This is a genomic window from Pseudoalteromonas sp. P1-8 (assembly GCF_001399985.1).
Taxonomy (GTDB): Bacteria; Pseudomonadota; Gammaproteobacteria; order Enterobacterales; family Alteromonadaceae; genus Pseudoalteromonas.
In genome coordinates this window covers 728,037-742,581 of record NZ_LJSO01000001.1, presented here as the reverse complement: position 1 = coordinate 742,581, position 14,545 = coordinate 728,037, and the positions used below count along the sequence as shown (strand labels likewise).

The 14,545-nt window shown below is 39.4% G+C and carries 12 protein-coding genes; 6 read left to right on the top strand and 6 right to left on the bottom strand.

Annotated features, from left to right (window positions below):
- Positions 1-42 precede the first annotated feature (42 nt).
- Complete coding sequence (locus AN213_RS03260; protein WP_054562548.1) at positions 43-2,166, top strand: methyl-accepting chemotaxis protein; 2,124 nt, start codon at positions 43-45, stop codon at positions 2,164-2,166.
- A 127-nt stretch (positions 2,167-2,293) separates the two neighbouring features.
- On the opposite strand, the gene AN213_RS03255 is transcribed toward AN213_RS03260, so the two are convergent.
- Positions 2,294-3,766, bottom strand: a complete 1,473-nt coding sequence (locus AN213_RS03255; protein WP_055197365.1) for a diguanylate cyclase — start codon at positions 3,764-3,766, stop codon at positions 2,294-2,296.
- A gap of 401 nt (positions 3,767-4,167) precedes the next feature.
- Between AN213_RS03255 and AN213_RS03250 the strand changes: the two genes are divergently transcribed.
- On the top strand, positions 4,168-5,685 hold the full coding sequence (locus AN213_RS03250) for a DUF3360 family protein (protein WP_055197363.1): 1,518 nt from the start codon (positions 4,168-4,170) through the stop codon (positions 5,683-5,685).
- Between the two features lie 45 nt (positions 5,686-5,730).
- On the opposite strand, the gene AN213_RS03245 is transcribed toward AN213_RS03250, so the two are convergent.
- A complete protein-coding gene (locus AN213_RS03245) occupies positions 5,731-6,255 on the bottom strand; it encodes a hypothetical protein (RefSeq protein WP_055197361.1) in 525 nt (174 codons plus the stop codon).
- Between the two features lie 52 nt (positions 6,256-6,307).
- On the opposite strand from AN213_RS03245, the gene AN213_RS03240 reads away from it, so the two are divergent.
- On the top strand, positions 6,308-6,667 hold the full coding sequence (locus tag AN213_RS03240; RefSeq protein ID WP_055197359.1) for a DUF1294 domain-containing protein: 360 nt from the start codon (positions 6,308-6,310) through the stop codon (positions 6,665-6,667).
- 52 nt (positions 6,668-6,719) lie between these two features.
- Here the strand turns inward: AN213_RS03240 and AN213_RS03235 are convergent, their stop codons facing one another.
- The 4 genes from AN213_RS03235 to AN213_RS03220 all read right to left on the bottom strand — a co-directional run bounded on the left by AN213_RS03235 (position 6,720) and on the right by AN213_RS03220 (position 11,977).
- Positions 6,720-7,064, bottom strand: coding sequence for a PEGA domain-containing protein (locus AN213_RS03235; RefSeq protein ID WP_055197357.1), 345 nt, complete (start codon positions 7,062-7,064; stop codon positions 6,720-6,722).
- 246 nt (positions 7,065-7,310) lie between these two features.
- Entirely contained in the window at positions 7,311-7,631 is a 321-nt protein-coding gene (locus tag AN213_RS03230) for an immunity protein YezG family protein (RefSeq protein WP_055197355.1), read from the bottom strand.
- A gap of 21 nt (positions 7,632-7,652) precedes the next feature.
- A complete protein-coding gene (locus AN213_RS03225) occupies positions 7,653-8,180 on the bottom strand; it encodes a hypothetical protein (RefSeq protein ID WP_055197353.1) in 528 nt (175 codons plus the stop codon).
- Positions 8,181-8,182: 2 nt separating this feature from the next.
- Entirely contained in the window at positions 8,183-11,977 is a 3,795-nt protein-coding gene (locus AN213_RS03220) for a type VI secretion system Vgr family protein (protein ID WP_055197351.1), read from the bottom strand.
- Positions 11,978-12,280: 303 nt separating this feature from the next.
- On the opposite strand from AN213_RS03220, the gene AN213_RS03215 reads away from it, so the two are divergent.
- Genes AN213_RS03215 through tssK form a run of 3 tightly spaced genes read left to right on the top strand, consistent with a single transcriptional unit; the run spans position 12,281 to position 14,536 of the window.
- Positions 12,281-12,700, top strand: a complete 420-nt coding sequence (locus AN213_RS03215; RefSeq protein WP_055197462.1) for a hypothetical protein — start codon at positions 12,281-12,283, stop codon at positions 12,698-12,700.
- A 28-nt stretch (positions 12,701-12,728) separates the two neighbouring features.
- Positions 12,729-13,196: a type VI secretion system lipoprotein TssJ gene (tssJ, locus tag AN213_RS03210; protein WP_082389302.1), complete on the top strand. Its 468-nt coding sequence runs from the start codon at positions 12,729-12,731 to the stop codon at positions 13,194-13,196.
- Positions 13,196-14,536 carry a type VI secretion system baseplate subunit TssK gene (gene tssK / locus AN213_RS03205; protein WP_055197349.1) on the top strand — a complete coding sequence of 447 codons (1,341 nt, stop codon included), beginning with the start codon at positions 13,196-13,198 and terminating at the stop codon, positions 14,534-14,536. Before tssJ ends, tssK begins: the two co-directional genes overlap by 1 nt.
- The last annotated feature ends 9 nt before the right edge of the window (positions 14,537-14,545 follow it).

The window sequence follows — 14,545 nt, the reverse complement described above, 5'->3', positions numbered from 1 at the left end:
TCTAAACTATTAGCAAACCTACAATAAAAACAGGAAATGTCGATGCGGCAGTTAGCATTAGCGAAAAAGTTATTATGGCTTACGGTAGGCAGTATATTTATTACTGTGTTTGTTTTATCGAGTGTTTTATGGTGGCAACTGTCAAACAGTAACCAACAGTTAGCTGCGCAATCAGAAAAGCTGATTGTTGCTGAAGTTGAAGACAAACTCGCCTCAAATGCTGCCGCATATGGTGAACAGGTTGCCGGATTTATTAACGAAGCGTACCGAGTGCCTTATTCATTTGCCGCTATTTTAGGCGATCATGATGCGGCAGGTACCTTAACTCGCGATGCTGTGGTTGAGTTGAATCGCTCTCTGTTACAAAAAAATACTATTCTTTCATCTATTTATTCGCAATTTGAAGCAAATGCGTTTGATGGCCGTGATGCTAATTTTATCAGCGGGTATGATCATTCTGTAGCAGGCGTTGGCACACTCGAAATCTATTTTACGCGCAACCGAGACGGCGCAATAGAACAACAAGTGGTTGACGATGTAGCTGAGAAATATGTCGATACGCTCAATGAATTTGGCCAGCGGGAAGCTGAGTGGTACTTGTGTGTAAAAGACACCAAAGTACCCTGCATTATGGAGCCCTACCTATACGAAATCACCCCAGGTTACTCTGAAATGATGACCTCTTTAACTGTTCCCATTCTTCGTGATAACGAATTTATTGGTGTTGCTGGGGTTGATTTAACATTGCCTGTATTTCAAAGTATGACTGAAAAGCTCTCAAAAGAGCTGTATAACGGTAAAGCCCGCGTCACTTTATTAAGCTCACTCGATTTAGTGGTTGGGAGTAGCCATTACAAAGATAAGCTAGGCAGACCCTTAAAAGAGGCGGTGGCAAAAAGCACTTTAGACAATTACGTTAAAGCGAAAAAACAAAGTGGTGTATTTAAAGTCGGTGATGAGTATTTAGTTAACTATCCAATTAGCATTAAGCTTGCGAAAACACAGTGGAACTTATTGATTGAAGTACCCGCTGAGCTTGCCCTTGAAGGGCCGCATGCACTGGCAAATAGCATGAGTGAAAATGCCAATACACTAGGCGGCTTAATCTTGGTTACAGGTATTATTATTGCTGGTGCAGCCTTTGTTATCATGACCTTAGTGATCCGCACAATTGTGGCACCACTACAGCAAATTCAACAGCGCGTTGATAACCTTGCCAGCGCTGAAGGTGACTTAACCCAAACCTTGCATGTTGATACTCACGCTGAGCTAATAGCACTGGCTACAGGCTTTAATGCGTTTCTTGCTAAATTGCGCGATTTAATTGGTGAGCTTAAAAATGTATCAACGCAAACCAAAGAGCAGGCTCACTTAGCGACCAGTGTTGCTGTTGATACTAAGCACAATGTTCAAGCGCAGTTCCAAGAAATTGAGAGCGTAGTAACCGCCATGAATGAAATGAGCGCAACAGCACTCGAAGTAGCAAGAGCCTCAGAGCAATCAGCGCAACAAGCTGATGAAATAAACAGCCTTGTGGTGAGTAGTGAATCGAGCTTGTCGTCTGCAGTTACCCAAGTTAAAACAATGTCGGATGAAATCAAAGAGGCTAACCAAGCGGTTGAAAAAGTTGCGGCACGCAGTAACGACATTACACAAATTTTAGATGTGATCAGAACAATTGCAGAGCAAACAAACTTACTTGCACTGAATGCAGCAATTGAAGCGGCAAGGGCTGGTGAACAAGGCCGTGGCTTTGCGGTAGTAGCTGATGAAGTAAGGGCACTTGCTTCAAAAACACGTTCATCAACCGATGACATCAGTGGCCTAATCGACAGCTTACAGCTAGAAGTAGGTAACGCTTCTAAAGTAATTGAACAAGGAGTTGTGCGTGCACAAACCGCGGTAGATGAAACCTCCGTTGCATTTGATGCATTACACGAAGTTGTCGTCAAAGTGGACGAAATCACGCAGCAAATTACCCATATTGCAACGGCTGCAGAAGAGCAAAGCTCAGTTACAGAAGAGATAAACCGCAACCTGACGTTAATTTCAGATGCCGCATCGCAACTAGCTGAGCTATCTACCCAAGCCGGAGATGGTAGCCAAACACTCAATGCACTCGTTGCACAACAAGATGATGAGTTGAATAAGTTAAAGACAAAATAGTTGCTAGTTACAAGAGTAAAGGGGCTAGGTGCGAGGTTCGAGAAAAACGCGATGTAAAATCGCTGCTACAGACTCGTGCCTCGCATCTCGTATCTTTACTCTCGTAACTAGCAGCTCGCAACTCATTCTAACTACACTGCGCTTGATTACGGCCTTGGTTTTTGGCTTGGTACAATGCTTTATCGGCGCGTTTTAACATTGATTCTATATGCTGATCGTTTGCTTGCAAGGTGCTTACGCCAATACTCACGGTGAATTTAACGTGTTTGTTGTCGGCGATGATGTCTTGTTGTTCGATATCGGCTCTGATCTTTTCTGCGATAGCAAAGGCTGTGTGGTTATTTGCCATAGGTAAAAATAAGACAAATTCTTCACCACCAATGCGTCCCGCAATATCTGATGCTTTGCTATGTTGGATGAGCTTATGTGCGGTGGTTCGTATTACTTCATCGCCAGTAGCGTGGCCAAACTTGTCGTTTATAGCTTTAAATTGGTCTAAGTCTAACAGTAATAAGGAGCAGGTACCTTGCGCGTCATGATATTTTGCAAACTGCTGATTAACCTTTTCGAAGAAACCACGGCGATTATAAAGTTGTGTTAAATGATCTGTCACAGATAAGGCTAATGCTTCATGCTTAGCACGTTCTAGCTCATAGGTTCTTTCTTCTACTTTTTGTTCGAGCATGGTGGTTAGTTTTTGTTGTTCTTTCTTGCGCTGAATAAACACAGCTTGAATAAGTAATACCGCTGAAAGAGTGAATAAAAAGAAAAACTGCATGGTCACTTCTGCTGTTTTAGGATGATGATAATAAAAATAGCCCCAGCCTTGATTACTTCCGACCCAAGCTGCAAAAAACACCAACATATTCATGCAGCTGGTGGCGGTTGGTGATAATCGCGTGGCAGCATAAAGTAGCGGAAACAACAGTAATGCAGGTTGCAAAAATGGTAATGTCATGGTTGTGTATGCGGGGCCAAAAATAAAATAACACAACAAAACCACGGTCAAAGTTAGCAACAGAAATTTAGAAAATTCACTAGGCGTGACCGGGTGTGGCCAATTTCGCCAGAAAAAGTAAAGGGCTGGGGTGAATACAATCGCCGCTAGGGCATTGCTAATGCTCCAATTTAATATGCCAACATACAAGCCATTAAACCACTCGATACTAACTAGCGAGTATATGCCCACACCGAAAAGCGCAGAAATCACGCCAATCGCAATGCAAGCAACAATAAACACTCTGGCTAAACTGGTGACGCTTGTCAGCAGTGTGTGTTGTTTAAGTTTTCGGTTAATTAGCCAAAATGCAGTTAAAGCAGCGAGAGTATTACCTGTGGTTGTTGCGGCATTTATTGCTATGTGTTTAAACGTGAATGGATTTAAGCCGCTGAGATAAAAGTAACAAAGCACAACTAAACAGGTGCCTGATGCAACGCCCAACCAGGCTTTACGACCAAATAACATCAAGCCTGCTAATGCGACTCCTGCTGGTGGCCATACCGCCAGTGTTTTTAACACTTGCATAGTAAACAAGCCAAACTGCAGATAAACAGAGCAAACAATGATATTAAATTGCCAAGGTTTGAGCTGTGTGTTCATACATCCCTTTATGTGCTTATGTAAGAAAGCCACCGACCGGCGAGTTAGTATTAATCAAGCTACTAATAAATTAGTATATTAGCAGTTGGAGAATAGGCAAATTAGATTAAACTAAAAGTGATTTTTCTCTAGTTGTTTGCTATTCATACAATTTATTAGACTAATAGTTAATGTGCTTAAAAAACAACCAAGAGCTTATTCTTTAAAAGGGTTTATTATCAGTAATTCAATAAATATCAATGCGTTAAGATTATATTCAGATGTTCTCAACTTATTAAAAACACCTATTTTATAAATTCATACCCGACCTTTTGCCTAATCGTGTTTTGTATCTGGCTGCTTTACCCTAACTGCATAATAAAAACTCACACAATTTTTCAAGATAGGCAGTAGGAGAACTCATGAATACGAGGCAGCAATCAGCGTCAAAAACGCCTGCTGAACAAGGATCGGATACTCATACCGACCAGCAAAGCTATCAAGCACTTCATAAACCAAGTAGTGAATTTTCGAGTCGTGACGAATACCTTGAACACGAATTACAAATTATGCAGCCTAAGCGCTGGCGTCCTAACTTACCGTTTCGTGATTATCGGTTTGAATTAGAAGACTCTATCCCTGCCATGGCAGGCACCATAGGCAAGGTGGTCATGGTGGGTGCAATTGCTGCAACATTTGCCGCGCCATTGGGCTTAGGTGAAGGCTTTATTCTAGAAAACGTGCGTTATGAACTGTTAATTGTATCGATCTTCATTTTATTATTTTCGGGCTTCTTTTTACCAACAGCAAACTTAGCGGGTACGCATGGGCCGCTTATTCCTTTGATCCCTATTGTGGTTGCTGCAGGGGGTCACCCAATGGCCTTCGGTCTATTAATAGGGGCGTTTGGTCTGTTACTGGCACTTAGTAAAGGCGGGAGTTTACTGGCGGGGTTAACCAGCCGAGGCGTGTGTGGAGGTTTACTGCTCTACCTTGGTTTTATTGGCACGATTTCGCAGGTTAAAAAGCTGTTTACATGGGCTGAAGGTATTGATATGACCCATATTGCTTTCATTGTGATTTTGTCGACTATCGTGTTATATGCATTACTTGAGCACTACAAAAAACGTTGGTTAGCCGTGCCATTAAGCTGTTTACTTGGCGGTTTAATTGCATTTTTACTGGGAGCGCCGTTTGAGTTTAAAACAGCACCGGGTTTACCAAATATGAACCCAATGTATTGGTGGGGTGAAAACACTGGTTGGATGCTGGGTTTACCGACCCTAGAGAGCTTTGTTGTGGTATTGCCATTCGCGGTGCTTGCGGTTGCTATGTGGTCACCTGACTTTTTAGGGCATCAAGTATTCCAAAAAATTAGTTACCCAGAACGCACAGAAAAAGTACAAATGAACATTGACGATACCATGTTCAGTGCTTCAATCCGCCAAACGTTTGGTTCTTTGTTAGGCGGCTCTAACTTTACCTCTTCATGGGGAACCTACATCGTGCCAGCAGCCATCGCTAAACGCCCAATTCCAGCAGGTGCGGTATTAACGGCGTTATTTTGTATTATTGCCAGTATTTGGGGTTACCCAATGGATTTAGCTATTTGGCAACCCGTGTTATGCGTCGCGCTAATAGTTGGTGTGTTTATCCCACTTCTAGAAGCGGGTATGGAAATGACCCGCGAAGGTAAAACTACGCAATCGGCTGCTATTGTGGTGTTTTCATCGACTTTAGTTAATCCTGCATTTGGCTGGTCATTAACTATGTTACTCGACAATCTGGGCTTAATTGGTTGTAAAGAACGAAGCTCTGAGCTGTCTCCAATGAGCCGCTGGATCATTCCATTAGTAATGTTTGTTATTTTAACAAGCGTAATGGCGATGGTAGGTATGCTGCCAGGTATTCCAGCATTAATGGCAGACTTTAGACATTAATATATAAGGATAAGGTGATAAACGCCTTACCCTTTTTTAAAGCTTTTATTTAAACTTAACTGTTTTTTCGCTGCGGGTGTAAGTTCGGGTATCGGGTTTTGTCCATTGACCTTTTTTAAGGTAAGAGGTCGACACCACAAAGCTGTTGTCTTTAAACTCGCTTGTCGATTTCACCTTAGTGATCCCTTCTTTATTACCCGTTACATTTTCATAAGCAACAAATTGAGTAGGGCTAAGTACATTCATTGTACCTTGAGTATAAAACCCTGCCGTAGTGAAGTAATAAAACACCAAAGACTGCTTTTTATTGTCCCAAAAAATCATCGACTCACCACCATATTCACCTTCATTGATAGAGTGAATGGTTTTAATTGCTGTGCCATTGAGCGCGCGTTGCCAGGTACTCACATCTTGCACCGCAGGTTTACCTGCTGAGACATTAAAGTCAGACTGCCACGTGCCTAAGTAAGGCTCAAACACTTTTAGCTTGTCATCAAGTTGTTGCTCTGCTGCCATAGCAGAAAGTGAACATAGGCAGATTGATAGTAAAAATGATTTTAGGTATGCCATAATAGCGCCCCGATAAAATTAATTTGTTTTGCAGAGTATAGGTGATAGTTCATTGATTAAGAAAACATTAATTACATTTTCATTGTTGTTCTTAGCGCTGCTATGGTTGGTATCGTGGCAACTTAATATTACCTTCTTAATTGCAAGCACTTACAGCGTAGCGAGCTTAATAAGCTTTTTGGTATATGGCTGGGATAAACGTTTAGCGATGCAACATGGCGAGCATGTGATAAGAGTACCTGAGCGTACACTGCATATTTTAGGATTAATCGGCGGCTGGCCAGGTTCATTAATTGCACAGCAATGGTTAAGACATAAATCTAAAAAACGCAGTTTTATTGCCGTACTTTGGTTAACAATTATTGTTAATTGCAGTGCACTGTCGTCACTGTATTATTTGCAGTTGATTTAAAAGAAGATCAAAAAAAAGGAAAGCCATTGCTTTCCTTTTTTATTAAAACCACTTATTGAGCAGCTTGAATTGATTCAATACTATCAAGCTCAATCGTTAGAATTGTTTTCTTATCAACAACAACCCATTTACGGTAAGTTAAGTAACCTGGCTTAGTTACTTCAATATCGTATTTACCTTCATCAAGTTCGATACCATCTTCATAAACAGGTTTAATATTCATAATACGAACACGCGCATCATCAGGTGTTGTGACCACCGTTAATGAAATTACCGATTCATCTACAACCACTTCAGGTGTTACTTCTGCAATAGGCTCAGGTTGCGGCTCAACATCATGGCTTGATGAACAACCTGCTAAAACCAATAAGGCAAATAATGCGCTTAACTTTTTCATAAATACTCCATTTAATAGTTCACAATAAACGAAACCGCTTATAGTTTGAAAACTCATGAAGAATCAAGGAATAACAATAGAGGGGGATAGCTATTATTCGTCTTCCGTGACTTTCATATTTATCATCAATAATAAATTTTGAGCTATTTTAGTATGTATCCTAATAAGGTTCAAATTATAGTTTCATTAATGTTATTAATTAATGATTTTTACCTATTATGTTTGTTGTGGTTTTGAAAGTAATGTTTATTGGTTTTCATCATTATTTTCTTTGTCAAAAGCTATGCTAAATTTACCCTGCCGAGTGAGATTAAAAATCGCACGTTGCCAATTTTCTGGTTGATTTTGTATTGCAGAATCAAACAGTGTTTTAAATAAATCAATAATATGGTCAGAAACGGCAATAGGGTGCTGAGTTTCATCGGCCTCTTTTTCATAAAAGGCCTGGCATGTAATGACTTCATCATGCTGGCAATCTAAAACTAACATTGCTTTCGACCAGTCATCGTTAATTTGTTGATAGAGGTATTGACCCAGTTGTTGTGGGATTTGTGAGTTGGGTGTCATGTGCTGTCCTTAGCGTTGTTGCTATAAAGTGCCGTTTTCGTATTTATTGGCAAGCTCTTTCCATGTGTCAAAAAATCCACCATGAAAGAAATAGCTATCAGAGATATTCAATATTTGATAATTTGTTGTCTCATGGTCTTTCCGTGAATAGTTTGATAGGCTATATCCTTGATCGCCTCTAGCATTTAACCGCCCCATTAGTCTTGTAATACCGATATCCTCACCCTCAACTAAATCGTCAGTGCTTATTTTTCCATGGGGTAACCCACCTTCGTGAGGCATTTTAGTAAAAAACTCAAATTTATTAACGAACCAAGGTAAAATTGACAGCGGTGCATCAAATTGCCTAGTAGCTAAAAATGGGGCTTGACCTTTTGGTGAAATAATCCAATGAAGGATAACTGATAAGTATCCGTTTTGATTGTAAAAGGAGTGATAACGGCCAGGATAATTTAATGAATCTTCAATTGTAATTAGATGTTTTATCCCTTTTGGTGGATTCTCTGGGTCTTTTATTTCTTTTAGTTGGGGTAAAAATTGTGTCGTCATTATTAATTACCGGGATTAAGTGGTTTAATTACTGGTGTAATATTTAAGGAATCACCAAATTGCTCTAAGTTGATCAGCTTTCTCTCAAAATTAAATGTTTCAACAGCGCCATAGTCTGTACCATCTAATAAATTTTTTGTTAAACCATTACCTAAATAATATTGGTTATTGCCAATAACTTGCTGCATTTCAAGTCTTTTTTCTAAAAGTTCAAATTTGCTTTGAGTTAATTTTAAATTTGAAAAGTATTTTAGGGCTCCCTCAGTATCCCATTCAGCCTCCATAAGGCCAGAGTTGAGTGCATCAGTAAACAATTCATTGTATCTAGTTTGAAATTCGGAGGTAAGCAGCGTATCTAATTGTTCAGTCGTGAATTTTTCAGATAACTCATCTCGCGCAAAATTATTGAGGTTTTCATACGTAGGCACAATGCTTTTGGTATCTGCTAGTGCATGTGTCTTTTGTGTATCTATAATAATAAGTGAGTAATTTTTATTTTGGTCATAATCAAGCCCCAAAACTTTACTGATTATTTCTGGATCGGAATCTGCATTTTCTAATTGGTCAAATGTAGTTGACCAATACTTTGCACCAAAGCCCGTCTCACCTCTAAATGGCGCCCCTAACAATCCTGGATTACCGTCATACTCTAAATATGATGATTCCATGAAGCGCACATGAAATCGTTCACTTATTACAGCCCCACTTTTTGCTAAAGCAGTTAACTCTTCATCTGTGTATTTAGCCACATAGCCATGTTTTAGAAGGTTTTGTCTTGCGACTTCGAGTCTTAGTTGCGCTTCTTTTAATGACTTAGGCTCTGGGCGGCTACGCTTTTTGCCGATGGTGAGTTCATCATCAAGTTTCTCTATTCGGTCGACTTGGTGTTGCTCAGTATTACCTTTACGAGAGTAGTTTAATCGTTTTAATTTAATAGCTTCAGCTAATTTTTGAATTGCTTGTGCTGCTTTCACAAAATACCTTGATTTTGAAATAGCAGAAACAGCAACACCTGCTCCAAAGGTTAATAATGCAAAAATGATTTCAAAAGCAAGTTGACCTGCCATTCTGGTTTTCTCAACGCTAGAATGGGCATCAAAATAATCGTAAGGGAAATTTGCAATTAATGTACGCGCTTGTTCATCTTGCGCAATCATAATCAGTGTTTTAAAGCCATCAGCAACGGCTTCAAACCCCTCGGTCGTATTTTCTAATATTAATTCTATTTCTTGTCGTAAAGCTTCTATATCACCTCGAACTAAATGTTCGAGTAACCGCCAACATGCAGCCCCTATGTCGAAGATACTTTCACCTACCCATTCAATTAAATCTGCTGTACCAGTAACAATACTTGCACCTTGTTCATATAAACCAGTTATGAATGCGCCTGTGTAGATTAATCCCTGCATAGCTATATTTTCTTGAGCAATTAAATCTTCTTGGATTTTGGCTTGACTGCGAATTTCTTTTACCATCGCAGTTAAATTGGTCTTTAGCTCTTTTCTAAGGGTGTTCACATCATCTTCAGTCGCACCAATAAATTCAATAATGACGTTACCTGGGGCTACATTATCTATAGTCGCTAAGCCGTTACTTAATGTTCCTTCATATAAAGTGTTGTTTGAGTGCTGAATTTGAAAAGCAATATCTTCAACCGGAAGGCCATCACTGTAAAAGTAAGCAAGCTCAATGACTTTATCTTGGCGTGTTGCAACTCCTGAATCAGAAATATCGAAATTTGTAACGGTTGGCACAGTTGCTGAGGGTATAGTCCTAGGTGCACACGCTGTACTTGGGCTTTCAATATCGTAATCAACGGGGCCATCAAAATTTATAAATGTGCCATCGAGGGTGAGTACATCGGTGGCAATAATCTCAACATTTCCTTGACTGTCGAGTTTAATTTCGCCGCCTTCGTTATGGAGAATTAAATCACCACGGCCTGAGCCTGTAATCGCGATTGACTGGTTAGTTTGTAAAAATGTTGAGCCATTGGGGGCCGAAATAGTTAAGTCACTTGAGTTGGTTTTAAGCTGAATATCGCTTTGCGCAAAGGTTTTAACTGCGCGACCACTGACCATCGACAGTGCTTGACGAGATTCAATAAGAGTGTTTTTTCCTTGCCATGCTTGGCTACCTGCACTTTGCATGTTGATATCGCGGTTTTGAGTGCTGAGCGAAACATTGTTTTTAACATCAATAAACTGATTATTTTTAATCACAAACTGAATGTTGTCGTTCTCAGTTGTTAGGCAAAGGTCTTTTCCTGCATGTAAGTTAATGGTGCCGAGCTGGCTTATCCATTCTATAAATTGGCGGCCTGATTTTTTGGCATTGAGCTCAAGATAGTGCTCATTGGCTAAGGTTTGTAAAATGATTTTAGGTGCTTGCCTGTCATCATCAAACTGCAGCTCGTTTTGCGCCGCACTGACCAGCCTGTTTTGCGTATTATTTGCAGCGGTGACAACACTTGGCTGCGATTCATTCATCGCAAAACCTATTAAAAACGTGTTGTTAGGGTCGTTATTTATACAGCCAATAAGTACCTCAGAACCACCAACAAGGGGGAAGTGCCAGCCAGTGGCCTGAGGTTGGTTTTGACATGCGTATAAAGCAAGTTGCTGAATTGCTTGGCTTGATTGCGCAATTGGCCTTGCTGTTGTGTCAAAATTAGTTCGCACACGGTAGCAACCTAAATCATCAATGAAACTAGAAGTCGTTAAAGACTCTACCTTAGCCGGAAATACCATAGGTTTGGGTTGATGTGGCAAAGGTTTGGCTTTAAAAGGCGTACCACGTTCGATAAATTGGGCTTTACAACTATAGCGTGTTAAACCTTGGTGACTATTTTCGTCATTAGGTTGTTCACTGCTGTGATAAACGCTAACACACAGTAAATCAGCACTACTGCCCGTGCCGGTTTGGTCGTCAATTGCAACTGAGCTACCCGCAAATAAATCACATACATTACCCACTAGCTGCGTTGTTTTATTAAGAGAGGCTAACGCGTTACTGAAATCTTGCGCTTGTAATGAGGCGGCACTGGGTGTTGCTGCGCATGGTTCAAAGTAAGATTGACTGTTACTTGCGACCTTTAAATATTGTCCATGGGCCACGCAGTCAGTGCGATCATTGTAAATAGAGTGATGTACTTGGCTGTTAAAAAAGCCAACATAAGCGGTATTTTCATCGTTATTCATACCGGCCGAGTTTTTGACTGATACAACACCGCGCTGCAAATATGGGCTGTTTAAGTTACTATCACTGATCACTAACAGTTCAATGTTATTTTTTGTTTCAAACCAAATAAACAAGCCAAATTGGGTTAGTATGCGTTGTAGAAAGTGCCAGTTGGTTTCCATTGCTTGCACACACTGTGGAAGCGCTGGCAGTGATGATCCGACACGAAAATCAATTTGCCCAGGTGAATAGCCAGCTTGGCCTGCTAAATAAAAAATAATATCTTTTAAATTAACGCCAATAAAAACCTTACTGTTTGTAATGTTTTTTAATGTGCTCAATCTATCTTTAATAATTATTTTATATCGATATTTACCTTTGAATGTACCTAAATTATCACACTCAAAAATGATCCCTGCTAGGTGGCGAAAAAAATTATCTTTATTAACGAATGTAATTAATGCGCTTTGTAAAAGCAGATGCTCTAAAAGAATTTGCTGGCTGGATTCACCAATGAGAATAAACTCAAACCCTTGATTTAATTGCTCAATTCCATCTACCTGAGTGACATTTAGGGTTATGTTATTTACATCAATTAATAGTCGAGAATTAGACACATCCTTGTCCTTTTTTAACTAAGTCTTGTAGCAAGAAATGGGAAAATACACACTTATTAATCAATATTCAATAGAATAATTGTAATCGTAATAATTGCGCCATAATTTTGTTCATAATGCCATTAAATGCTAATTAATACGTTTTTATTAGTTTTTATATTAATTCGAAATTAGTTTTATTTTTGAGCTGTATTGAGTTGACTTTTTTGAAAGGATGTTTGTATTATGCCCCCGTTTTAAGGACTAACGTACCAAAAGTATGACATGGCTTTGTACTTTTTTTGGTTAATCAAGGATGATTTTATGGATAAAAAATTATTTATAAATCAAGTCGATAACTTTTATTTTTTGGCTTGGTCTCTTACTAAAAGTATCTCTTCCTTACTTGATCAGACCGGTATTCCAGCACATCGAGTGTTTTCAGCGTCGGTGATCGATCAGTTTTTCTTTTTCCTGAATAGTCCACCTAAAAATGAAGGTAAAATCATTTTAATTAAAGAAGATATTAGTGCTTATATTGATGAGTTGATTGTACTAAATACAAAAATAATATCTTCTGTAGATGATGTGGTTATTAAGTCTCTGGCTGTTGATAATCAAGAAAATAAACGTTCAGGTATTTTTCCTAAAATATTCAATAGTCATAAATGGTCCGATTGCGCATCAATGCGATTTAATCGAGTAATCTGTCCTGTTTACGAAGAAGTTCTTTGTAAAAATTAATTAATCTAATAAATCAATGGGGTTTTGAATGCGTTTTGCAATTAAAAAGGCAGTGCTAATTACTTTGTTTATGTCTTTAACAGCATGTATGAGCACAAATGTAGAGCTAGATATCACTGCGACAGATAATCTTAATTTGAACCAATTTGATGAAGCTTTGCCTGTGGTACTCAGAGTGTATCAACTTTCAGATATACAGAGCTTTAAAACAGCTACGTTTGAAGATTTGTGGAAATCAGATAAGTCAGTTCTGTCAAATACGTTGATCACCGTAGAAGAAAAAACAATTAACCCTGCTGAGAAAACAAAAATAGAATTTGAACAAGCAGAAAATGCGCGTTTTGTTGCCATTGTCGCCCTTTTTAGAGATCGCCAAGGTGATAAATGGAAAACGTTTTACCCGCTCGGTGATGGGCCCGTTAAATTATCTACATCGTTAGATGTATTGATTACAAATAACGAAGTTCAATTACCAGATGAAGACGAGGCTGAGTAATGAACGTTAAAGGGCCAATGAAACCTGTATGGGCTGAAGGCGTGTTGCTAGCACAGCAGCATTTTCAGTTGTTTGATGACTACCATGAGCAAAATCAGATTGTTAGACAAGGCTTGATTTCGCCATTGGCCTTTGGTTTACACCACCTCACTATTGATGAATCAGCACTCGCTCGCGGTATTTTAAAGGTGATCAGCTTTAAAGCGATTCTTGAAAATGGGCGTTTACTTGAGTTTGATCGTCAACATCACGAAGAACTAAAGCTTGAATTAGCTGCCGATACAGATGAAGTCACTGTGTACTTAGCGATTGCTGCAAATAAAGTTGTGAGCGACATTGAAGGTTATGCAACTAGTGGCCAACTCAGTGCCTATCAAGCAGATTACATTGAGTTTAGTGATCACCACGATGCAGCAAGAAACCGTGAAGTGCTAATTGCACAACCTAACTATATTTTGCTGACAGATAACGATGTAAAAACCTATTTTGATACGCTTGCTTGTATCAAAATTATGCGCGCTGAAGACGGCTCGTTTAAAGTCAGCAAAGAGTTTGTTCCGCCATTATTATCGATACAGGCCTCGTTTTATTTAACCGAGTTGCTTAATAGAACGGCGAACTTGGTAAATGCAAAAGTGAACGTATTGCTTGGTCGCAGAAAGAATTTTGGTTCGGTTACTGATTTTGGACCTAACGAAATGAACAGCTTTCTGTTGTTAAATGCAATGGCACCATCTGCAAAACGTTTAGACCATCTAAAAAACGTACAACTAGTTCATCCAGAGCGATTATATTGCGAGCTTGTTGACTTAATTAGCTCTGTGTCGATGTTCGAGCACAGTGATTTAGTGAGTCAAATCCCGCCTTATCAGCATAAGCAATTGACTCATGTCTTTGGCACCTTAGATATTTTATTGAGTAAATTACTTGAAGGTGTTGTTCCTAAAAAGATGGCAGGTCTTAAACTCGAGAAAGTATCGAACGCCATTTACCAGGTTGCCACCATTGATTCAGCCATTTTTGATAATAACGACTTCTACTTGGCCGTATACTTTGAATCTGAAGATACCAAGTGGATTGATACGTTTAGTGATCAGGTCAAAGTTGGCGCCACAGAAAAGCTCGAAATTATGATTGCATCGGCTCTTGCGGGCGTGCAGTTAACACATTGTCAGCGACCACCTAATAAACTAGCTATCAAAAGTGGCTATGAATACTTCCGTTTAGAGACTCATGGTTTTATTTGGCAGCAAATTGTTGAAGAGCAATCGCTTAGTTTATTTATTCCATTTGGCTTACAAGCGGCGCAGGTCGAAATTGTTACTGTGGCAAGAAATTAGGACGCTAGA

Excerpts from the sequence above, each read along its gene's own strand:
- AN213_RS03235 (WP_055197357.1), bottom strand. The coding sequence starts at position 7,064 with ATGAAAAAGTTAAGCGCATTATTTGCCTTATTGGTTTTAGCAGGTTGT.
- tssK (WP_055197349.1), top strand. The coding sequence starts at position 13,196 with ATGAACGTTAAAGGGCCAATGAAACCTGTATGGGCTGAAGGCGTGTTG.
- AN213_RS03250 (WP_055197363.1), top strand. The coding sequence starts at position 4,168 with ATGAATACGAGGCAGCAATCAGCGTCAAAAACGCCTGCTGAACAAGGA.
- AN213_RS03230 (WP_055197355.1), bottom strand. The coding sequence starts at position 7,631 with ATGACACCCAACTCACAAATCCCACAACAACTGGGTCAATACCTCTAT.
- AN213_RS03255 (WP_055197365.1), bottom strand. The coding sequence starts at position 3,766 with ATGAACACACAGCTCAAACCTTGGCAATTTAATATCATTGTTTGCTCT.
- AN213_RS03225 (WP_055197353.1), bottom strand. The coding sequence starts at position 8,180 with ATGACGACACAATTTTTACCCCAACTAAAAGAAATAAAAGACCCAGAG.
- tssJ (WP_082389302.1), top strand. The coding sequence starts at position 12,729 with ATGCGTTTTGCAATTAAAAAGGCAGTGCTAATTACTTTGTTTATGTCT.
- AN213_RS03215 (WP_055197462.1), top strand. The coding sequence starts at position 12,281 with ATGGATAAAAAATTATTTATAAATCAAGTCGATAACTTTTATTTTTTG.
- AN213_RS03245 (WP_055197361.1), bottom strand. The coding sequence starts at position 6,255 with ATGGCATACCTAAAATCATTTTTACTATCAATCTGCCTATGTTCACTT.
- AN213_RS03260 (WP_054562548.1), top strand. The coding sequence starts at position 43 with ATGCGGCAGTTAGCATTAGCGAAAAAGTTATTATGGCTTACGGTAGGC.